Genomic DNA, 22,639 nt, shown 5'->3' with positions numbered 1-22,639 from the left:
CATGCCTTTACTTTCAACAACACCAATGCTTGAGGCTGCGAAAAAAGAAAAATACGGAATTGTGGCATTCAATGTACACTCCTTTGACAGTATCTATTGGGTACTCGAAACTGCTGCAGAATTAAAGTCACCTGTGATTTTGCAAACAACGGTTGGAACGGTTCAATCTCTTGGAGCAAAAGCAATTGCAGATACAGTGAAGGCGGCGGCTGATCAATATCAAATCCCAATCGGTCTTCACCTGGATCACTGCACAGACTTTGATGTGATTCTCACCTGTATCAGGGCTGGATATACATCCGTTATGATCGATGCATCTATGCACTCATATGAAGAAAATGTACGCCGCACAAAAGAAGTCGTGGATCTTGCCTTAAAAGTCGGTGTAAATGTCGAAGCAGAGCTAGGCAAGGTAGGCGGTGTAGAAGATGATATCGTCGTTGACGAAAAGGATGCTGAAAAAGCCGTTCCATCAGAATGCCGCCAATTTGTAGAAGAAACTGGGGTGCCTACTTTAGCGCCTGCGATTGGTACTGCCCATGGCATTTATAAAGGGGTGCCGGATATTGACTTTGACCGCATTGAACAAATTGCAGCGCTGGTCGATGTACCACTTGTCCTGCACGGTGGTTCCGCTGTACCAGATGAGGACGTCAAGCGATGCGTTGCACTTGGTATGGCAAAGGTGAATGTCTCAACTGAACTGAAAAATGCATATTCCGAAGCGATACGTGATCATTTCTCAAACGAACCTGAAAGCTTAGATCCGCGTATGTATTTACAAAAAGCAAAACAAGCAGCGAAAGACATGGTCCAATCGAAAATACGAATCGTTGGCAGTGAGGGCAAAGCCCATCCGTTATATCAATAAGAAAAAAAGCAGAGCCGCTATCGCTCTGCTTTTTCACATTATTCGTTTTCCTTCATTTCATTAGATGTGCGTACCCGTGCATTTCCCATAAATACGACCGTAATCGCCGCAAGTGCAATCGGGAATAATGCAAGCAAAAATACGTACGTAATACTTTGTGACATCGCATCGATGACTTTATTTAAAATATCAGTCGGAATTTGTGAGCGGGCACCTTCTTGGAAAATAGCCTGTGGATCGCTTATTTGAGAAGGGGCTCCTTTCATTCCGCTAAAGGCATCAGCTAAACGATTTGTCAGCACATTGGTTTGAATCGTTCCGAAAATTGTAACACCGAGCGTCATTCCAAGTGATCTCATAAATGAATTGGTCGAGTTTGCACTGCCTCGGTAACGCGGCTCAAGATCATTCATTGAAGCTGACGGCAGAAGGGAGAAGCTGAACCCGACGCCAAAGCCTGATATCATCATAAAGAGTGTGAGCCACAGTCTTGCTGTATCTGGTGACATATTGGCAAGCAGCAGCATCCCAGCGAAAAATGAAATGACAGAAATAGTCATAAGACGTCTGAAAGGCACTTTCGTCTGCATCGTTCCGCCAATCATACTGCCAATGACTGATCCAATCATCATCGGTGTTAAAATGAACCCTGCACTTGTCGCAGATTCACCGTACACCGCCTGCACGAAAATAGGAATAAAGACAGCAAGAATAATAAATGTCCCGCCATATAAAAACGCCAAAATTTGAGATGTTGCAAATAATCGATTTTTAAACATCCAAAATGAGATAATCGGCTCCTCAGCCTTACGCTCAACAATAAAGAAGATCGTACCGAACACAAGAAACACAGCAAAAAGTGTGAAGATTTGCACCGAATCCCAAGCATAAGATTTACCGCCAAGCTCAAGCGCGAACATTAAGCTGACAACCGCAACGACAAGTGTAATAGCACCTGACCAGTCGATTTTCTGCTTACGATGTTCAAGCGATTCCTGATAGTATCTAGCGATCAAGAAGACACTGACAATACCAATTGGCACATTAATATAGAAAACCCAATGCCAGCCGATCGAATCCGTAATAATAGCACCTAAAAGCGGTCCGAGTACACTTGATAAACCAAAGACTGCTCCAAACATACCAGACATTTTTCCGCGCTTTTCAGGCGGGAAGATGTCGAAGATAATCGTAAATGCGATCGGAAGAAGTGCACCGCCCCCAAGCCCTTGAATGGCTCGGTAAATAATGAGCTGATCCATCGTTTGTGCGATACCGCACAGCGCTGATCCAATTAAAAAGAAAATAAGTCCAAACAGAAAAAAACGCTTTCGACCATACATATCAGAAAGCTTTCCGTAAATAGGCATTCCCGCCATCACTGCCACCATATAAGAAGCCGTCACCCAAGCAAATTTATCAAAACTGCCTAAATCTGCTACGATGCTTCCCATTGCTGTTGCAACAATGGTATTGTCCATCGCTGCCATAAAAATCCCTAACAGCAAACCGATGACAACAAAGCGAGTGGATGCCTTGCCTTTATCCACCTGATTCATTTCATTTACCTCCTGCTTACGTTCTCTCATTATTTTTGCTATGATCAACTTAACCATAAAGTAAGAGAACATTTATCTTGATGATCAAGATAAATTGATTTTAAAGGGAGGAGAACAAGTTGTCAATAAAGAACGAGGCTGAAGACAGAGCAGCCCAGATCATACATACAATGAGGCGGCTCGCCACACGAACCGTTTTGTTCCACCAAGCGGCCGCTCAATCGCTCGGCCTTTTTCCAACAGATCTCAAATCCGCCGATTTATTAAACGAACTCGGTCCTCTCACAGCAGGAGAATTAAGTGAAAAAACAGGTCTTAGCTCAGGTGCGGTGACAGCTCTTATTGACCGCCTTGTCAAAGCGGGCTACGCCAAAAGAGAAAAGGACCCAAAAGACAAACGAAGAGTCATCATTGTTCCTCTAACAGCGGGGAAATCACAGGTAAAAGAACTCTTTCGATCCTTATCAACATCAACGAAGGAACTCACAAATGAATACAAACCAGAAGAATTAGATTTAATTATTCAATTTATAACTGAAGCAGCAGATATTATGGAGCAAGAGCTGCAATTGCTGAAGTCTAGATTGTAAAAAGTACACTGATGCGGGTGTGCTTTTTTAAGTGCATTCCTAATTCATGTAGGGATTGCCTCGACTAGTGACATCTTCCTTACCGTGGAAGTGCTCTATAACACTTTTTTATAATGGAGTAGCTCAAAAAAATGTTCTATTTAAAAGATTGTTCTAAATATCGCATCATAATTATTACTGACAAAAGTGGAGCTAAAGTATTCTATTGAAACATTGTTCATTTACATAATAAGTATTGTTTTTGTGTCTTAATTCCTATTTAATGACAAACTTTGTATTGGTAAAATTGACCTTGTCAATGAATAGGAAGGAGTGAATTCTGCTGGGGAAGATACTTGATGCAAAAGCACTAACAAGTGCCATGGACACAAGGGCAAAACACTATCAGGAACTCCGCGAACAAATGGTAGATTTAAAAAAGTCATTACAAGGTGTGGCCAATCTCGGTGATGATTTCACTGGGAAAGGAGCCGATAATATTAAAAGTTTCTATAAAGAGCTTGCTGGAAATGTAGACATGTTTATCAGCTTCATTGATAAACAAAAAGCCTTTCATGAAGGTGTTTCTGGGACACTGGATGATACGAGCTTTGGCGGCGATACCTTTATAGAAGAACACTTTTTAGACAACGCAGTACATATGGGCATCAAAAACGCCAAAAGCATTGTAAAGGATCAAAAAAAGGCACTCAAAACCATTTTTCAAGACATTGATGACCTCATTTCCCTAGAGGTATTTGATAGCCAAACCTTTGATGAAAAAATAGAAGATGCGGAAGATGAACGAAAAAAGACGGTCAAAGAACTAAGAGAGCTTGATCAAAATTTAAAAGACGAATATGCTTTGTCAGAGACGGAACAGCAAGCTACAATGGCATTGTACGCTGAAATGATGAATGCGACAAATGACGGAAAAGCGATTTCGCCTATGAATTTTGACAAGAAAGCGTATCAAAATAGTGAAATCTACAAGGCAAAAAGCGATATTGAGAAGCAAACTTCTGAATATCTGAAAATCAAAAAAGAACAAGAAGAAGCCCGTAAGATCGCAAAGGAACAAGAAGCCCTCGCCAACCGCCCTTGGTATGAAAAAGCCCTCGATTATGGTGGAAACATCGTGAATGAACTGACTGGCGTAAACGATGCAAAACGTGCCGCAACAGGCGTTGATCCAATCACAGGCGAGGAACTCACCGCAGGCCAGCGAGTCGCGGCAGGAGGCATGGCAGCAGCAGGCTACATCCCAATCGTCGGCTGGGCAGGCCGCATTTTCAAAGGCGGAAAAGCTGTCTATAAAACGACCCAAGCCACATCAGCCGCAGTCAGGGCAGTCGATATCTACAAGACATCACAAAAATCCTTTGACGCCCTGAAAACATCTCAAAAAGGTTTATATGGCCTCACCGCCACCAACGGCTTCAGCGAAGCAATTACAGGCCGAGACATGTTTGGAAACAAGATCTCAAAAGAACAGCAGGAAGCGAGTATGAATGCGGCTCTTGGAATGCTTTTGCCGTTTGGGGCGAAAGGCTTTCGGGGGAAGATGGGAATTACGGGTAGTGAAAAAGTTAAGTTCTCATCTAGCTTAGAAGATCATATAAGAAAAGTTGATCCCAATGTTCCAAGGAGAAGAGGAATTGGTGGGGCGCATAACAAAGATGAATTTATGAAAAATGATGTAAATATATTAAATGTTAAGAAGCATGATGCTTTGCCAGGAGTGGAAAAAATAACTTACCAAGTTCCTTCTTTAGATGCTAAAACAGGTCAAAAAATTGGATGGAAAGCAAAGCCATTTGATAAAACTGTTTATGATCCTAAGTTAATTTCTGATGAAGATTTTATTAAACGAGGAAAAGAAGCTGTAAATAATGCTTCTTCAAAAGGTGTTTTAGGGAGAGAATGGGAAGGTTATGATGGACAAGGTATAAAATGGAGAGGTTATACAGATAAGGATGGGGCAGTGACCTCGTTTTATCCTGAATTATAGGTAGGGGGATTCAGATAGTATGTTAAAAAAAATTTTAGAAACTCAAATGTTAAGAGATGAACACTTTCCTGTGGTGGCTTTTTTCAATGCCATTACTGATGATAGCTTTGTAAATATTGTTCAGCATTTATCTACGGGAGTAGGTTATGGAATTAACGATGTGGATTGCACATTTCCAAATGATCTGGAACCCGACGAGGAGCCCTTTCATGGAGTACTATTTGCACTTCATGATGATGAGGTTATTGTTGATTATCAAACATTCTACTATTATCTTGAGCAAGCCTGTAACACGTACATTACAGAGTATCCTCAGGATAAGAAAACTATTAGCGAGGTGTTAAGGAAGGTTTTTGAAAAATATAGATTGGCCAATTGACAAAAGCAACCTCTGAAAATAGTTGAGCAACTAAGTATTGAAATTAGTAGAATGATTAAAGACAATTTTAATTGATAATTTATAGGCTAAATAATAAATTAGGACTTAAATTACTATCAAATTTATGAATAAATTGGAGAATAATGAGAAGAAATATAAAACTCGAAGTCCCTGTATTCAACATTCATCCTTTAAGAATAACTGAAGGTTGGATTGTACGTTATAATAATTTCAGGGAAATTGACCCTAAAAAGTTAGAAGCAGAAGATGATAGATGGTTTATGTTCACTGAAAGTTTATTACAACTTTATCATGAGAAATCATCAATAACATTGGATTTAGGGTGGTATCCTGATTTATCTTCTGATAGTAACTACCTTGTTCTAATAGTTAAAAATACAGATTGGGACAATCCTATTGAGGAATTCAGCTCGGATGACTATACCAAAGTGATTGATTTTATAGAATTTCATTTGAAAGAAATTACATCCAACTGGTGGAAATAAAATAGTAGGTACTTATTTACTAACAAATTAACATCGCTAGTTTCTTCAGTTTTACTCGTTTTTGATCAATTTTTGAGGCTGAAGGTACTCGAGAATGTGTTCTCAGAGTAATTTCATAATTAGGGGACTCTATATGTTTAGAGAATTAGATAATCTTTTATCTGCTGATACAACAGTAGATTCATGGTATGATGGCGGGTGTTTGATTGCTAGTGAGATACTCTCTGATTTTAGCCTAAATGACTGGGAAGAACTATCAAATCAGGTGCTTAATAAACCAATAGAGTGGCAGCGTAAAATTGCTTATTGCCTGGATAATGAGTGCAATGAATATGAGCTGAATATTTTAATAGATTTGTTGAATACTAATGATAAAGAATTATTTGAGATTTGTATTGATACATTGAGAAGCTTCACAATTGAAGAAGGCATGAAGCATCCTCAAATTTTAGAACGTGTAAATCATGTAGTGGCTACTACTGAGAATTCACTAGTAAAAGTAATTTTTCAAGACTTTCTTTCAAAGATGAATTCAAATTAGTTCGTTTTTAATGAGATTACGCAAAAAACTTGATTGGCTTAATGCCTTTCAAGTCTTTTGTGTTATTGGACTTCAAATTAAAAAAAACGACCAAAAGGGGATCGGGACCTCATCGTATAACTTCTTCATAAGAAAATGAAGTGGGTACAATAAACAGAAAAACATCCTCTAATAATGCATAGAGAATGCTGCTCTGTTTAGAAGGGGGAAATAATTTTAATTTATTTGTTTCATCAGATTCACAAATTCGAGTTCAATATTCCCCTTTAATTTTAAAGAATGACCCACGAATCGTTCCAGCAAGTTTAGACTTCTGCCTAGCAAATTTAAATTTCCCTTCTAATTCCTTTGGTACTTCCATACCTTCAGAAAGCTTAAAACCAACAGCACGTTTTTTCGGGTCATCCACTGTATACAGGACGTTAATTGGAAGACCATCCTCATAAAAGACGTAAGTCCATTTGATATTTTCCACTTGAAAACTTGCCGTTTCTAAAGGTTTTGCTGCAAACTCTAGTTCACGTTCTTCTTTTAACACTCGGTTCACATAATCAAGGGTATCCTGACTTTCGCTGGCAGGTAATACTGTAAATTCATGCTTATATTTGTTCATAAAGTAACGAGCCTCATTAGCTCGTAAGCCAGCAAGTGCTTCTGCTACAGGTGAAGACTCTAAACCAATCGTAGACACATTTTTAAAATCAACGATATAGGCCATTTCTATCCCTCCATATCCTTCTTATTTTCCTACAACAGGAATCCACATCTCACCAAGTAATAAGTCGTTTCGCTGCCCCATCTCTACCACTGCATTTGGTCCACCAACATAGGCGAAATTCTTTGCTTCAGGCAAGACTTGACCAAATGCAATACCAGTAAGAGTTTGATGCAATTCATCAGCGGTTTTAGCTTCCCCTTTAACGATTAGATATTCCCCTTTAGGAAATTGAATCACTCTGTCCGCTTCTGGTAACGATTCCTCTGTCATGACCCCGACATAATGCATCAGCTTGTTATTTACCGCTTCGTTTACGATAAAAATATAGTCATTTGAGGCAATGGCTTTTAATGTGTCAAGCTTACCTTCTTGTGTGACTGCTTGCCAAAAGTCTGCTTTTTCCTTCGTGATGCCCGCATAGTCTGTGTAATGACTCTTAAGTTCAGTTCCAATACCTAACACGTGAAAGCTGTCTTTTTGTTCTAATATATAATCTGCCATATTCAACACTTCCTTTTGAAAAATTGATCAAATGTTTTTTCTTTTCACTTGATAAATATATAATAGGCTTAAATCATGTCAAAAAATGATACTGTTTAGGGGGATCAGATGAAAAAAGTTGAACGGATTAATACCATCATGCGGTATATTAACAACCGCGCCAACTTTACAATTTCTGAAATCATGAGAGAATTTCATATCTCTCGTTCGACAGCAATTAGAGACATCAGAGAAATTGAAGCTATGGGGATGCCGCTTGTCGCTGAAGTCGGAAGGGACGGGGGATATTTTGTGATGAACAATTCCGTCCTGCCAACTGTTCGTTTTACCGATAATGAAATTAAAGCTCTTTTTATTGCCTTTATGGCCACAAGAAACCAGCAACTCCCTTATTTAAAGAGTCGCCAGTCTTTAGCTGAAAAATTACTAGGACTCATCTCAGAAACCCAGCAAGATGACCTTGTTCTGTTAAATCGCCTCTTGCTATTTGAAGGGACTAATCCGAATAATCCTGATCTGCTTGATTTGACAGATCTCCCTCATCCCATGTTAGAAAAATTAATCCAACTGCTTATTTTGGATCGATATTTACTGATTACCATGAGAGAGGAGAAAGTGATGAAGTCCTATCCTATTTACCTCTTGAACCTTTATCGTGAAAAAAGCCTTTGGCTGATTGAAGGCTTTGATTTAAAGGAAGAGAAGAAACGGATTTTGCCTGTCGACAACCTCACAGATGTTGAACCTTGCTCTACAAAAAATAGATTAAGCAGGAAAAAGATTTTAGAAAAACTAAGTAAGCAGGAGGAAGTAATCAACCTTGTCCTTGAACTTGGTCCAAAGGCAATTGCACAGTTCAAAAAATACCATCCTTTCAAAATGTCAATTTCTTATACGAATCCTTACCAAACTACAGCCATTTTAAAGACTTTTATCGATGTTAATCATTCAGAAGAAATAACGGAAATGACAAATTGGCTACTTTTCCTAGGCAATGATATTAAGGTCCGGGAAATGCCTGTAGAAATCAAGAAAAGTTTACAAGAGAGACTACTCCTATATTGTCCATAATCAATGCTGGTTAGACCTCATGGTAACCGTACCATAAGTAAATAGTTTTTTTTAGAAAGTGCCTTTTCCTAACTGGGAAGGCATTTTTATATTGTAGAGGGATCTAACTCCTTTATATTAGTTTGAACCATTAACTCTAGAGAATTTATCTAAAAGTCCTTGTGCTTAATTAGCTAAATGTTTACATAGATAAACCTATTAATAATTGCAAGCAATCAACAGTTATAAACAAAATTTTAAATTGAATTAAAAAAACATATATTTCACTTATGGCTATATCTTCTTTAACATTAAGGTACATTTATGTTACAAAATAAAGTCAAGGAGGAGTAGCTGAGTGAATAACTCATATGATGTTATCATTGTTGGCGGGGGTAATGCGGCTTTGTGTGCTGCTATTAGTGCGCATGAAGGAGGGGCAAATGTACTTGTTCTTGAAAGGGCACCTATGGAAAAACGTGGAGGAAATTCATATTTCACAGATGGTGCAATTCGAGTAGCCTATAACAGATTAGATATGTTAAGAGAAGTGCTTCCGGATTTGACAGATAATGACTCAGAACAAATTGTAATGCCTCCTTATACAGAGGATGATTTCATGAATGATTTGATGAGAGTGACTTCTGGTAAAAGTGATATCAAATTAGCCCGCCATTTAATTTCAAAATCTTTTGAAACTATTAAGTGGATGTATAAAAACGGAGTAAAATTTGAATTAAATTATGATAATCAGTCATATGAAAAAGAAGGAAAACGGCATTTTTGGGGTGGTTTACCTCTTAAGACTTCTGGAAAAGGTGTTGGCCTCATCAAACAACTTTATCAGCGTGTTGATCAATTAGGAATAAAAGTGGAGTATGATGCCAGAATGGTTGATTTAATTAGTGTTGATGATGGGGTAACGGGTGTAGTAGTTGAAAAGAACGGTGAGTTAGTTCAAATTTATTCTAAGACCGTCATTCTTGCATGTGGTAGTTTTGAAGCAAATAAAAAGATGAGAATCGAATTCCTGGGTAAGGAATGGGAAGGCGCGATTGTCAGAGGTACGGAATATAACACTGGAGACGGCTTGGATATGGCAGTGAAAGCTGGTGCTTCTAAATATGGAGATTGGGGCAGCTGCCATTCTATAGGCACTGATTATAATGCTCCAGCGGTTGGTGATTTTAACAAGCCTGGCGATATTTACAAGAAATCCTCTTTTCCACTTGGCTTAATGTTTAATTTGGAAGGGAAGAGATTTGTAGATGAAGGAGCAGATTTTAGGAATTATACGTACGCTAAATATGGAAGAGAAATTCTTAAGCAGCCCGGTCATAAAGCATTTCAAGTATTTGATGCCAAAGTACATCCATTATTACGCGATGAATATACTTTGGACGAAGCTACCTGCTATCAAGCTGATAGCTTAGAAGAGCTTGCAGACTTAATGAAAATCAGTAAAGAAGTGTTTAAAGATACGATACATGAATATAATTTGTCCGTGCAAGAAGGAGACTATAATCCTTCCATTAAGGATGGAAAGGGGACTGTAGGGATAACGCCACCAAAAACAAATTGGGCGCTGACAATAGATCAAGCACCTTATTATGCTTATCCAGTAACATGCGGTGTTACCTTTGCATTTGGTGGTCTTCGAGTGAATACAAATGCAGAGGTCTTAAATTTTAAAAATAAACCTATCAAGGGTTTATACGCAGCTGGTGAGATGGTAGGGGGTATTTTCTATGAGAACTATCCAGGTGGTTCAGGTTTAATGTCTGGTTCAGTATTTGGAAAAACTGCTGGTTTCAATGCTGCATCATTTCTAAAACAACATGCATAGAAATAGCCTATAGGGTAAGGGGGACTCTTAAAGAGCCCCCCTTACCTATTTGATATGCTCTCTGCATGTAAATCAGCACGTATGGATGTACAAAATAAAGTATTATTCAATTTAACAAGAACACATCTATAATTATAATAAACTTAGAAAGGATGACCACTATGGATGAAAAAGATTGGATTTTACTTGATATCCTTTACAATGAGCAAAATTTAACAAAAACAGCGGAAAAGTTGTATACATCTCAGCCCTCAATTACTTATAGATTAAATAAGATTGAGGAAGTTTTTGAGATTAAATTGTTCAACAAAAGACATAAGGGAATTACCTTTACTGTAGAGGGAGAGCATTTAGTTTTCTATGCACGAAGAATGTTAAAGGAACTGCAGGATACCAAGGATCAAATCGTTAACTTAGGAAAAGAGGTACAGGGACACTTAAGACTTGGCGTTTCCAGCAATTTCGCACAATATAAGCTCCCAAAATTACTTAGAGATTTTTCCAACATGTATCCCAATATCCAATTTAGTGTGCAAACTGGATGGAGCACTGATGTCATGAAGTTATTAGATGCAGGTATTGTACAAGTTGGAATAATTAGAGGGGACCATCGATGGAAAGGAGAGAAGGAGAGGCTTACAAAGGAAAAATTACTAATCATCTCTAGAGATCCCATTAATATAGGACAGCTTCCTTTGTTACCATTTATAAAATATCAGACTGATAATTCTTTAAAGACTATTCTCGATGATTGGATGTACGACAATCTAGTCCTGCAACCAAACATAGCTATGAAAGTTGATCGACATGAGACATGCAAAGAAATGGTGAAGCAAGGGCTTGGGTACTCGATAGCACCCGAGATTTGCTTAAGAAATTCAGATAAACTATATACAATGGAAGTATATGATACTAAGAAAAAGCCATTAACTAGAGATACTTGGCTCATGTATGATCAGAAATCTACAGAGACTAAAACTGTTAAAGCATTTATTGAATTCCTAAGAGGAGAACAAGTTTCATCTGTATTATGACATCATTTTGTATTTGTTCTTAAAAGACATTCTTTTTTTTGAAATCGCATTCACTCGATGCAACGGTAGGCATGGGCAGGAGGGAAAAGAAATTAAAAGATGATAAGAAGTGAAAAAACCTTGGCTGGCTTTATATCATTCAAGGTTTTTTGCGTTTATTGGTTCGCAAACACGCAAAAGAAGACAAAAAACCCTTTGTATACAAGCCTGAAAGCACACTCAAATGGTGTGTTTTTTTATGAAAAGAGCACACAATCGCTGCACAGCACGTGCTGAAGACATTTGGACTTCTTTGATGCATGTGAGTTGATTAGACTTATAAGCAAAGGGAAAGAAAGGAGGAATTCCAACTGTACTTAACCAAAAGGGGCACGACGTTACTATCTATGCTGCTTCATACGACATCTTATCTATCAATAGAAGATTTGCAGAATCGAATGAACGTTTCGACTCGAACCGTTTACGCTGAAATCAAGCGAATGAACAGCTGGCTTGAAACTCATCAGCTTAGTGGTGTGCAGCGAAAAGGCCAACGTGGCTATTATTTAAATCCTCATGAAAAAGAAATCATTATTCAAAAAGCTGATACCATTCTTGTTGGTCACGATTATGAACCATGTGTAAAGGAACGAAGGGCTATCTTGCTTTTAACCATTGCATGCAGCGAGCATTGCCTAAGAATAGATGATTTTATGAAGATGACAAAGGTGAGCCGAAATACATTACTCGAGGATATGAAACAGCTAAAAGAAACGCTCTCAAAGCAGGAGATCACACTCCGCTATCAGGCAGCAAGCGGCTATGTTATTTCAGGAGACGAAAGGGCCATTCGATTGGCACTCAAACCTTATATACATTTCATTCGCACCATGATAAAAAACGAAAAAACGTTTCCGTCGTTTTGGTTAAAGGGACCTATTTCATCCAAACGGGTACACCATCTCCTCCAGCAGTCAGAACAAGAACTTAAGCTTGAATTTGCAGATGAGATGCTGGATCAGCTCTCTTTGGATCTCTTTTTTTACTTTAAGCGGATGAAGCTGGGGCATGCTGTACACATTTCAAACGAAGAAAAGCGAACATTGCAGGAAACAGAGGAATGCTTGGCGGCTATTCGTTTCATGGCGCAGATTCAAAAAGAGGCCAGTCTCATTGTTCATGATGATGAGATCTATTTTCTTAGCACCTTATGGCTCAGTGCCAAAAAACAAAAACTTCCATCAATTAAAAAACCAGAAGAACATCTCATTCGCACCATCGCCAGACAAATGATATTTGACTTTCAGCGATATGCTTGTATTTCCTTTCAAGAACCTAAAGCATTGGAGCAAAACTTAACAATGCATTTAATTCCAGCCTATTACAGGCTCATCTATCACATTGGTATGATCAACGAACTGACGGATTCTATAAAAAAAGCACAGCCAGAAGTGTTTGAAATCACTCAAAAAGTTGCATGTCATTTAGAAAAGGCGGCCTGTTCAAAGTTGAGTGACCATGAAAATGCATATCTCGCCATGCATTTTGGCAGCTGGATGAGAAGAGAAGGAATTTCATCCATTGCCAGGCGGTCTGTATACATTGTCTGCGGAGAAGGAATCGGCACAAGTAACATGCTGAAAACTCAGCTTCTCGAATTAATCGGCTATATTGAAGTACGCGGACTGTTATCAAAGCGTGCATATGAAGAATTAGCAGCAGTTGATGCAGATTTCGTTGTGTCCACAACACCTATTTCGTTTAAAGGAAAACCAGTTCATCTCGTTCATCCTATTTTAACTGCCTATGAGAAAAAAACATTACTTCAATACGGAAAAGGCTCAGAAACGAAGATTGACGAGAAGCATGTAAACGCTTTATTCAACATCATTCAGCAGCATACCATCGTACAAAATAAACAAGCACTGCTTCATGACATTCGGGAGCTGCTACATCCCACATATGTATCCTATCAGAAAGGGTGGAACCCAGTGTTAAATGATTTATTAACAGAACAAACCATCAAGCTCCACCAAACAGCAGACACATGGCAAGAGGCGATTACAAAAGCGGCGCAGCCTTTACTTGATCAAAATGCTATTAAACCAAGTTATGTAGAAGCCATGATACAGTCTGTTCATCAAAATGGTCCTTATATTGTCATTGCACCACAAGTGGCCATCCCACATGCAAGGCCCGAGGATGGCGTGAACAAATTGAGCATGACGCTCATGTCCTTCAAACAGCCCATTTCGTTTTCAAAGGATGGAAAAAAGCAGGTGCGGCTTGTCATTGTGTTAGCTGCCATTGACAGCATGAGCCACTTGAAAGCACTCAAACAGCTGACCATGCTGTTAAGTGAAGAGAAACGCACGAAACAATTGATGGAAGCAGAAGATTTAGCATCGGTTCAAAAACTAATTGATCAATTTTCACAAGTATAAAGGGGGAGTAAGAAAATGAAAAAAATTCTTGTTGTATGTGGAAACGGGTTAGGAAGCAGCTTTATTGTAGAAATGAATGTCAAAAAAGCATTAGAAGAATTAGGTCTTAAAGCTGAAGTGGATCATACCGATCTCAGTACAAGTAAAAATGAACAAGCCGACCTTTATATAGGAGCAGCTGATATTATTGACCAGCTGAATGACGGCACAAGAAATGTGGCTGGCTTAAACAATTTGTTAGACCAGGAAGCCATTAAAGACGTCCTTCGTCAACACATTTAAGTCATGAAAAAGGGGGATTCACATCATGATAGAACTGATCATGAACGATATATTGGGCACACCTGCCATTCTCATCGGTTTGTTTGCACTAGCCGGTTTACTTTTGCAGAAAAAATCAGCTGCAGACACTGTGTCAGGCACCTTGAAAACAACCATGGGTTTCTTAATATTAGGGGCGGGCGCTACAGTCGTCTCTGATTCACTTGGGGTTTTTCGAAAGATGTTTGAAGCAGCCTTTCACATTCAAGGGGTTGTCCCAAATACAGATGCTATGGCCGCCATTGCTCAAAAGGAATTCGGTACACAGACAGCACTTATCATGATTTTTGGTATGCTGGTCAATTTGTTACTTGCAAGATTTACACCCTTTAAATATGTCTTTTTGACTGGTCACCACACGTTGTATATGGCGGCGATGCTCGCCGTCGTTCTCTCGACAGCCGGCATGCACGGGTGGCTGCTCATCTCTACTGGCTCCATGATATTAGGGGCAGCTATGGTCATTGCCCCCGCAATCCTTCAACCGTTTACGAGGAAAGTCACCGGAAGCAAGGATCTCGCGCTTGGACACTTCAGTACTTTCGGTTATTTTACTGCGGGAATGATCGGCAAATGGGTTGGATCTCCAGAAAAATCAACGGAAACCATTCAAGTGCCTAAATCACTCGGTTTTCTAAGAGATACCTCTGTTGCCATTTCGATTACGATGGCTTTACTGTTCTTTGCCATTGCACCGTTTGCAGGAATTCCTTATATAGAACAAATTAGCGGTGGCACGAACTTCGCTGTCTTCATTCTCATTCAAGCGATTACGTTTGCTGCTGGTGTGTACATTATTTTAGCAGGGGTACGGATGGCCATTGGCGAGATCGTACCTGCGTTTAAAGGGATTGCCGATCGATTCGTGAAGGGGGCAAAGCCGGCACTTGATGCGCCAACCGTTTTTCCATTTGCGCCAAATGCGGTCATTATCGGTTTTTTATGCAGCTTTGCAGGAGGCATCGTATCCATTTTTCTTTTACCTTTGTTTGGTTTGACTGTCATTGTCCCTGGACTTGTCCCGCACTTTTTTTGCGGTGCTACAGCAGGCGTGTATGGCAATGCAACAGGAGGGGTTAGAGGTGCTGTCGCTGGGGCCTTTGTAAATGGATTGCTTCTTTCCTTTTTACCTGCCTGTTTATTACCTGTGTTAGGAGCCCTTGGCTTTGAAGGGACAACGTTTGGAGATACAGACTTTGGTATCATCGGAATCTTGATTGGATTGATCAAGTTTTTATTTCAGCTGTAAAAAGGAGGCGCCTGAGAATGACAGCCGTTTTTTCACCTTCACTGATGTGCATGGATCTAACGCACTTCCGTGAACAAATCCATCTTCTCAACACAAGAGCAGACCGGTACCATGTCGACGTGATGGATGGGCATTATGTGAAGAATATGACGTTATCACCCTTTTTCATTGAACAGCTTCGGAAACTGACAAATTTACCGATTGATGTTCATCTAATGGCCGAACATCCGCAGGAATTTTTAATCGATGCATGTATTGATGCAGGCGCAACGATGATTTGTTTACACCCAGAAGTCGTGCAAAAAGATGCCTTTCGAATCATCCGGCATATTCACCAAAGAAAATGTGATGTTGGCTTTGTTCTAAATCCCGCCACACCAGTTGCAGCATTAGATTCCTTTATTCATTTAATAGACAGGGTGACGATCATGACAATCGATCCAGGCTTTGCCGGACAGCCTTTTATTAAAGAAATGCTTCAAAAAATTAAACAGGTGAGAGATATCAAAAAGCACGGAGGATACTCGTTTTCAATTGAAGTAGACGGCTCTTGTAATGAGAGCACGTTTCGGCTGCTTGCTGAGGCTGGAAATGAGATTTACATCATCGGCACCTCAGGTTTATTTGGACTTCATAAAGAACTCGACACTGCTTGGGAAAGAATGAAGCAAATATTTGCAAAAGAAACAGCCTCAATCGAATCACGTTAGTAAAAGAGAGGATGAAAACCATCCTCTTTTTTACGCAAATTTTACTAAAACACAATTCATTCACCAAAACTTACCCAAAAACAAAATAAAAATCAAAAATTCATAATTGAAAGCGCTTTATTTATGTGTTATCCTTCAAATATCTTTAGTAAATATTTAGTCAAATAACGATGAGGAGTTTGCCTATGACCACACTCAAAGATATTGCTCATGATGCAAAAGTGTCCGTTTCCACTGTATCCCGTGTGTTAAATGGCGATCAAACGCTTGCCGTTTCACACGCAACGAGACAAAACATCCTCGACATTGCTAAGAAGTTAAACTATACCCCAGTGAGAGCAAGAAAAGCAGATCAAGCAGAAGAAATAAGCCCATCTGAATCCCCAGTCATCGGTGTCGTTGTCGCTCAATCCATTGACGAAGAATTAAATGATCCCTTTTTTTCATCGATCCGAAAAGGAATTGAAAAAGAATATGCCAAACAAGGCCTGTCCACTCTCCATACCTTTCGCCTAAGAAGCATGGATAAAGGGGCGATGCTAAAGGATATTGACGGCTTGATCGTCATTGGACGAATCAGCCCGGATACGGTTGAAAAAATGACAAATCGAATGGAACACATTGTTTTTATCAATCATTATGCGGATGAAGATTTGTATGATTGTGTACATGTGGATTTTGTCAGAGCGGCAGATCGCGCCATTCGTCATCTGCAATCTCTTGGCTATACACATCTAGGCTATATTGGCGGGAAAGAGCGGGAGCATTATTTTGAAGGTAATGCTGTGATTGAGGACGAAAGACAAACGACGTTTATGAAAAGAATGCAGGAGGCGGGCGCTCTTCATATGGAAGACATCCACATTGGTGAATACTCCATGCAAGAAGGCTATACGCTTATGCAGCAAGCGATCAAAAAGGGAAAACTGCCGCAAGCTCTTTTCATTGGAAGTGACTCTATGGCAATCGGCGCAATGCGCGCTCTGCATGAAGCCGGTCTACACGTACCTTCAGATGTATCCATTGTTGGGTTTAATGACATTGAAGCCGCGTCATTTTCAAGTCCGCCGCTTACGACCGTCAAAGTATATACAGAAGAAATGGGGGAAGTCGGTATGAAACTTTTGCTTGAGAGAATAAACGGAAGAAAACTTCCTCTAAAAGTCGTCGTGCCAACAACACTCGTCGAGCGAGGCAGTACATGTCTCATCCATGAAAGGGGGTGAACCATAGATTTCAGCACACAAAAAAGAGACAAAAAAGCAGAAAGCAAGCTGCTTAGCATGATGGCCAGATCATGCTAAGAACAAGGCAGCCTGCCGGTATGCTCTCTTATCTCTTAGAAAAGAATAGAATTCCAGTATAATGGACTTCCTTTGTTTCCGCAACTGCATGAATTCTACCGATTATCGTCTGAATTTTCAGTGATTAAAAGGAGGAAACCATGAATAAAAAAATCATGCTGCTGACTGCAGCCATGTTCTTGACCATGATTTTGTCTGCTTGCGGTAATAACAGCTCATCTGAAGCAAATGGAAAGGTCACCTTGACGCTATTTTCAACGATGAGCAACAGCGGGGAAAGAAAAGCGTTTGAAGAAGTCATTCGCGAGTTTGAGAAGGAGCATCAAAAGATTCGAATCGATGCTAATTTCCCAGGCAACAGCTATGAAGATATGATCCGCGTCAAAATGGGAGCAAACGATATGCCAGACCTGTTTGATACACATGGCTGGGCCAAACTGCGCTATAGCGAGTATGTGGCTGATTTAAAAGAGATGGATTGGGTCAAACAGCTTGATCCTTCACTCGACCAGATTTTAAAAGACCAAGATGGGAAAGTGTACGCTTATCCGCTGAATCAAGCAAAAGACGGGCTTAGCTTTAATGCCAATCTATTAAAGGAATATGGCATAGAAGTGCCTAGAACACTTGATGAATTAAAATCTGCTTTGCTGACAGTGAAAGAAAAGAGCAAAGGAGATGTTGTGCCGCTCTGGATACCAGGAGGAGATAACTCAAATATTGCCCAAGTCTTTGATGAGCTGGCGACGCCTTTATTAATCACCGATCAAAAGCATCAATACGGAAAAGAACTTGAAAACGGATCATTTGATTGGTCTCTCTATACCCCGCTTGCACAATTCATGAAAGATCTGAAGGATCAAGACCTTTTAAACAAGGATGTCCTGACAGCGAAACTATCTCAAGCGCCTGAACTCATGGCGCAAAACAAAATCGCCTTCACCTTTGTCGGAGGATCCTTAGGACCTGAAGCAACAGAGCTGAATTCATCGATCAAAGTAGGCACGATGCCTGTTCCAGCCATTCATAAAGGAGATGAACAAAGCTGGATTGGCGGAGAACGTTTTACTGTTGCTGCTTGGAAAGGCTCTAAGCATCTAAAAGAAGCAAAACAATTCATCGATTTTTTAGCAAAACCTGAAAACGCAAAAAAAATCGCAGAGGGCACATCCTCTGAAACAGCTCTAAAACAAGTGAAAGCGAAAAACTATTACTCTACATTTTACGATCAATACGAACAGGTAAAGATTGAACCGTATTTCGATCGAAAATACTTACCAAGCGGAATGTGGGCGGTCATGGCAACAACCGGTCAAGAATTATTAGCAGGCTCGATCACACCAGAACAGTTATCAAAGAAAATGGAAGAGGAATATAAGCGTTTGAAAAAACAATAGCTGATGGATGCTGAAAACAGGAGTGAAGCCAATGAATGACATCACAAAAGCAAAGCAGCCAGCCGTATTCACCTCTTTACCAAAACAAAAGATGCAAAAACGCCGGAATTCCTCACTTTGGTGGATGTACATGCCAGCTGTTCTCGTCGTCAGTACCTTTATCATTTATCCTTTTTTGAACGGCATTCAGCTTTCTTTTACGAATTGGAACGGTTTCTCACAAACTTATCAATGGATTGGTCTTGAGCAATATCAAAGGCTGCTTCAGGATCAAGCGACATGGCTTGTTGTCAAAAACACGCTTCTCTATGGAATTGGGAGCACCATCTTGCAAAATATCATCGGACTTGGATATGCTCTTTTATTAAATCAAAGTTTAAAGATGAAAGCCATCACAAGAACGGTCATCTATTTACCTGTCATGATCAGCCCGATTGCGATGGGCTATATTTGGTATTTTGTGTTTGCTTACCAAGGCGGTGCCTTAAATGATGTGGTGACGCTTTTTGGATTCGATCAAATAAATGCGCTCGGCAATCCGGAATTAAACACATGGATCATTGTGCTTGTCAACACATATCAATTTGTGGGGATTGCAATGATCATTTATCTAGCAGGACTTCAAAGTATTCCTAAGGATTATTATGAAGCGGCTCAATTAGACGGCGCATCGAGCTTCCAGCAATTCAGGCGGATTACATTGCCACTGCTTATGCCGTCGATCACCATTAATGTTGTGCTGAATGTCATTGGCGGGCTCAAGCTCTTTGATGTCATTGTGGCACTCACGGGCGGCGGACCTGGAGATTCCTCGCAATCCATGTCGACCTTTATGTATGATCTGTATTTCAAACGTCAGGATGCAGGCTATGCAGCGACACAAGGGGTGTTCATGGCGGTCATCATCCTTGTCATTAGTGTCGCAGCGCTGATTTATTTCAAACGAAAGGAGACCGAGGTGTGATGGATAACGCCTATAAACGCAAGAAAAGATGGTACTCCGTCCTCGCACTATTGATCACATTGCTGCACCTCATTCCATTTTATATTTTGGTGACAACATCATTAAAGGGGATAGGAGATTTCAGTTCAAAATGGCTGTTTCCGAAAGCACTGCATCTTGAAAACTTCCGCACAGCATGGACAGAGGCTCAGCTTGGCCAGTCCTTTTTGAATACAGTGATCATTACGTTCAGTTCCGCTGTATTGCTCATTATCTTTGGATCTCTTGCAGCCTATCCGCTTGCAAGAAGGAACACAAAGCTGAATAAAGCAGTCTATGTTTTATTTATTGCCATTATGGTCATTCCACCGCTTACAGCCCTTGTCCCGCTCTATAAAATGGTCGTTCAAATCGGGATGATGAATACCTATCAAATTGCTATTTTAAATAATGTGGCTGCTTTTTTGCCGCTGACAATTTTCTTATACGCAGGCTTTATCCGGTCGACAATTCCAAAGGAGCTTGAAGAAGCTGCCCGTATTGATGGAGCAGGGACACTCAGAGTTTTTTTCACAGTCGTTTTTCCGCTTCTGAAGCCCATTACCGCTTCTGTATTAATCATTGCCTGCGTGTATATTTGGAACGACTATCAATTTGCTATCTTCTTTTTGCAAGATAAAGAGATGCATACACTCACAGTCGCCTTATCCCATTTTTTTGGTCAAAATCAGCATCAGCTTCAGCTCGTTGGGGCAGCTGCACTCATTGCGATGCTGCCAATGGTCACGATGTTTTTACTTTTGCAAAAATATTTTATCGCAGGGCTTTCACAAGGCTCTGTCAAAGGCTAGCCCAATATGGATGTAAAAAGGAGAGTCGTCTATGTCTAAAATTACATTTATCGGTGCAGGGAGTACCGTGTTTGCTAAAAATATATTAGGAGATTGTCTGTTTGTTCCCGCCCTTGCAGGGTTTGAATTCGCATTATATGATATCGACCACAACCGGCTGAAAGAATCAGAAACAATGCTGTCGCATTTAAAAGCAAATTACGATGCAAACGTGACCATCCAGTCCTATCACAACCGCAAAGAAGCCTTAAAGGATGCAAAATATGTCATCAATGCCATCCAAGTTGGAGGCTATCGGCCAAGTACTGTCATTGATTTTGAAATACCTAAAAAATACGGATTAAGACAAACGATTGCGGATACGGTAGGGATCGGCGGCATCTTCCGTTCCCTTCGGACGATTCCTGTCATGCTTGACTTTGCAAAGGATATGGAAGAGGTTTGTCCAAATGCTTTATTGTTAAATTACACGAATCCAATGGCCACACTGACTGGTACGATGCTTCGCTATACTCAGATTCAAACGGTTGGTCTCTGTCATAGTGTGCAGGTGTGTACAAAGGACCTATTTGAATCTCTTGAAATGGAACATGAAGGCATTGAGGAAAAAATCGCCGGCATTAACCATATGGCATGGTTATTAGAGGTAAAACGAGACGGAAAAGACTTGTATCCAGAAATCAAAAGACGAGCAAAAGAAAAGCAGCAATCGCGGCATCATGATATGGTTCGTTTTGAACTGATGGATAAATTCGGCTACTATGTCACAGAATCCTCAGAGCACAATGCCGAATACCATCCATATTTCATCAAATCACGGTACCCTGAACTAATCGGTCAGTTTAACATTCCGCTCGATGAATATCCGCGACGCTGCGAGGAACAAATCAACAATTGGAATACAATGAAGCATGACCTTGTGGGAAACACACAGATCACACATACCCGCTCAAAAGAATATGGTTCCCGGATCATTGAAGCGATCGAAACGAACGTTCCCTTTAAATTTGGTGGAAATGTTCTGAACACTGGCGGGCTCATTGACAACCTGCCTGAAAAAGCTTGTGTAGAAGTACCGTGTGTGGCAGATCGAAGCGGCATCATGCCATGCTATGTCGGAGAAATACCTGAACAATTGGCAGGACTCAACCGAACGAATATCAGCTCACAGCTGATGACGATTGAAGCAGCGATGAGCGGTAAAAAAGAACACATTTATCAAGCAGCTCTACTGGATCCACACACAAGCGCTGAACTATCAATTGATGACATCGTGAATCTTTGCGACGACCTTATTGAAGCGCATGGGGATAGACTGCCAGCCTACAAAGGGGCTACACAGTATAGCGCTTCATCACCGTCATCAAATTAATCATGCTAATCAATCTTTTTTAAAAAAATAGTAGTCGGTGAAAATCACAGGAAAAAGAGCCAAATGGATGAATTGAAAGTTTGTTGACGCTTTCATCTGTTTTGCAAATAAAACACACTGTCTTCATAATGAAAGAATCCGAAAAACGAAGGAGTCATTCATTATGAAAACATATGTGAAAAAGTTTATTGAAGAACTAAAAGAATCCATGAAGCATTACGGTGAATCTATCATTAAAATTAAGTCAAATCTATAATAAATGAATAAGGAACAAGACCTGATGTGCAAATGCCATCAGGTTTTTTTATACAAAAAATCACAAATAAATAGAAAAAATTCAGAAAAATAATTGACTGAAAGCGCTTTTAATATTATGATTACCTCAAAATTAACCATGAGTTACTCAATTTATCATCACTATATTGGTTAACTCGTGATAAATTTTGATGAAAATAAAGACGATGAATAAAAGGATGGTGACAAA

Annotated in this window: 21 protein-coding genes; 18 read left to right on the top strand and 3 right to left on the bottom strand. The window is 39.9% G+C overall.

All coding sequences use genetic code 11. The features are described 5' to 3' along the window. The first annotated feature begins 1 nt into the window (after position 1). Positions 2-871 carry a class II fructose-bisphosphate aldolase gene (locus MHH61_RS18470; RefSeq protein WP_024427782.1) on the top strand — a complete coding sequence of 290 codons (870 nt, stop codon included), beginning with the start codon at positions 2-4 and terminating at the stop codon, positions 869-871. 38 nt (positions 872-909) lie between these two features. Here MHH61_RS18470 and MHH61_RS18465 read toward each other — a convergent pair whose 3' ends face one another. After that, a complete protein-coding gene (locus MHH61_RS18465; protein ID WP_125587015.1) occupies positions 910-2,430 on the bottom strand; it encodes an MDR family MFS transporter in 1,521 nt (506 codons plus the stop codon). Positions 2,431-2,600: 170 nt separating this feature from the next. On the opposite strand from MHH61_RS18465, the gene MHH61_RS18460 reads away from it, so the two are divergent. The 5 genes from MHH61_RS18460 (at position 2,601) to MHH61_RS18440 (ending at position 6,436) form a co-directional block, all read left to right on the top strand. Next, positions 2,601-3,020, top strand: coding sequence for a MarR family winged helix-turn-helix transcriptional regulator (locus tag MHH61_RS18460; protein WP_241218594.1), 420 nt, complete (start codon positions 2,601-2,603; stop codon positions 3,018-3,020). 361 nt (positions 3,021-3,381) lie between these two features. Then, positions 3,382-5,010, top strand: a complete 1,629-nt coding sequence (locus MHH61_RS18455) for a T7SS effector LXG polymorphic toxin (RefSeq protein WP_211484854.1) — start codon at positions 3,382-3,384, stop codon at positions 5,008-5,010. A gap of 19 nt (positions 5,011-5,029) precedes the next feature. Beyond that, positions 5,030-5,389 carry a ribonuclease toxin immunity protein CdiI gene (cdiI, locus tag MHH61_RS18450; protein WP_226340878.1) on the top strand — a complete coding sequence of 120 codons (360 nt, stop codon included), beginning with the start codon at positions 5,030-5,032 and terminating at the stop codon, positions 5,387-5,389. 143 nt (positions 5,390-5,532) lie between these two features. Further along, complete coding sequence (locus MHH61_RS18445) at positions 5,533-5,895, top strand: hypothetical protein (RefSeq protein WP_125587409.1); 363 nt, start codon at positions 5,533-5,535, stop codon at positions 5,893-5,895. 133 nt (positions 5,896-6,028) lie between these two features. Next, positions 6,029-6,436 (top strand): hypothetical protein, encoded by a 408-nt coding sequence (locus MHH61_RS18440; protein ID WP_125587408.1) that lies wholly within the window; start codon positions 6,029-6,031, stop codon positions 6,434-6,436. A 253-nt stretch (positions 6,437-6,689) separates the two neighbouring features. On the opposite strand, the gene MHH61_RS18435 is transcribed toward MHH61_RS18440, so the two are convergent. Both MHH61_RS18435 and MHH61_RS18430 read right to left on the bottom strand, forming a co-directional pair. Further along, positions 6,690-7,154, bottom strand: coding sequence for a phage tail protein (locus MHH61_RS18435; RefSeq protein WP_125587407.1), 465 nt, complete (start codon positions 7,152-7,154; stop codon positions 6,690-6,692). 21 nt (positions 7,155-7,175) lie between these two features. Then, positions 7,176-7,655 (bottom strand): GyrI-like domain-containing protein, encoded by a 480-nt coding sequence (locus MHH61_RS18430; protein WP_025093191.1) that lies wholly within the window; start codon positions 7,653-7,655, stop codon positions 7,176-7,178. A gap of 108 nt (positions 7,656-7,763) precedes the next feature. Between MHH61_RS18430 and MHH61_RS18425 the strand changes: the two genes are divergently transcribed. From MHH61_RS18425 to MHH61_RS18370, 12 genes are all read left to right on the top strand, one after another. After that, positions 7,764-8,726, top strand: a complete 963-nt coding sequence (locus MHH61_RS18425; protein ID WP_025093192.1) for a YafY family protein — start codon at positions 7,764-7,766, stop codon at positions 8,724-8,726. A gap of 337 nt (positions 8,727-9,063) precedes the next feature. Further along, the gene (tcuA, locus tag MHH61_RS18420; protein WP_125587406.1) at positions 9,064-10,551 is read left to right on the top strand and encodes an FAD-dependent tricarballylate dehydrogenase TcuA; all 1,488 of its coding nucleotides are present in this window, start codon (positions 9,064-9,066) and stop codon (positions 10,549-10,551) included. 161 nt (positions 10,552-10,712) lie between these two features. Continuing rightward, on the top strand, positions 10,713-11,585 hold the full coding sequence (locus MHH61_RS18415; RefSeq protein WP_125587405.1) for a LysR family transcriptional regulator: 873 nt from the start codon (positions 10,713-10,715) through the stop codon (positions 11,583-11,585). A 386-nt stretch (positions 11,586-11,971) separates the two neighbouring features. Continuing rightward, positions 11,972-14,008 carry a BglG family transcription antiterminator gene (locus tag MHH61_RS18410; protein WP_241218611.1) on the top strand — a complete coding sequence of 679 codons (2,037 nt, stop codon included), beginning with the start codon at positions 11,972-11,974 and terminating at the stop codon, positions 14,006-14,008. A gap of 15 nt (positions 14,009-14,023) precedes the next feature. Beyond that, positions 14,024-14,290: a PTS sugar transporter subunit IIB gene (locus MHH61_RS18405; protein ID WP_024425192.1), complete on the top strand. Its 267-nt coding sequence runs from the start codon at positions 14,024-14,026 to the stop codon at positions 14,288-14,290. Between the two features lie 25 nt (positions 14,291-14,315). After that, positions 14,316-15,578, top strand: a complete 1,263-nt coding sequence (locus MHH61_RS18400) for a PTS ascorbate transporter subunit IIC (RefSeq protein ID WP_224426475.1) — start codon at positions 14,316-14,318, stop codon at positions 15,576-15,578. 17 nt (positions 15,579-15,595) lie between these two features. Beyond that, positions 15,596-16,288 (top strand): D-allulose 6-phosphate 3-epimerase, encoded by a 693-nt coding sequence (gene alsE / locus MHH61_RS18395; protein ID WP_024425190.1) that lies wholly within the window; start codon positions 15,596-15,598, stop codon positions 16,286-16,288. Between the two features lie 185 nt (positions 16,289-16,473). Then, positions 16,474-17,514, top strand: coding sequence for a LacI family DNA-binding transcriptional regulator (locus MHH61_RS18390; protein WP_125587402.1), 1,041 nt, complete (start codon positions 16,474-16,476; stop codon positions 17,512-17,514). Between the two features lie 218 nt (positions 17,515-17,732). Beyond that, a complete protein-coding gene (locus tag MHH61_RS18385; RefSeq protein WP_125587401.1) occupies positions 17,733-18,989 on the top strand; it encodes an ABC transporter substrate-binding protein in 1,257 nt (418 codons plus the stop codon). 31 nt (positions 18,990-19,020) lie between these two features. Continuing rightward, positions 19,021-19,953: a carbohydrate ABC transporter permease gene (locus MHH61_RS18380; RefSeq protein WP_034622082.1), complete on the top strand. Its 933-nt coding sequence runs from the start codon at positions 19,021-19,023 to the stop codon at positions 19,951-19,953. Further along, positions 19,953-20,783, top strand: coding sequence for a carbohydrate ABC transporter permease (locus tag MHH61_RS18375; protein WP_024425187.1), 831 nt, complete (start codon positions 19,953-19,955; stop codon positions 20,781-20,783). The genes MHH61_RS18380 and MHH61_RS18375 overlap by 1 nt, the downstream gene beginning before the upstream one ends. A 31-nt stretch (positions 20,784-20,814) precedes the next feature. Next, complete coding sequence (locus MHH61_RS18370) at positions 20,815-22,155, top strand: alpha-glucosidase/alpha-galactosidase (RefSeq protein ID WP_125587400.1); 1,341 nt, start codon at positions 20,815-20,817, stop codon at positions 22,153-22,155. The last annotated feature ends 484 nt before the right edge of the window (positions 22,156-22,639 follow it).

Source organism: Bacillus sp. FSL K6-3154 (assembly GCF_040869395.1).
Taxonomy (GTDB): Bacteria; Bacillota; Bacilli; order Bacillales; family Bacillaceae; genus Bacillus; species Bacillus safensis.
Note: the sequence above shows the minus strand (reverse complement) of the source record. Positions and strands in the feature narration are given on the sequence as shown.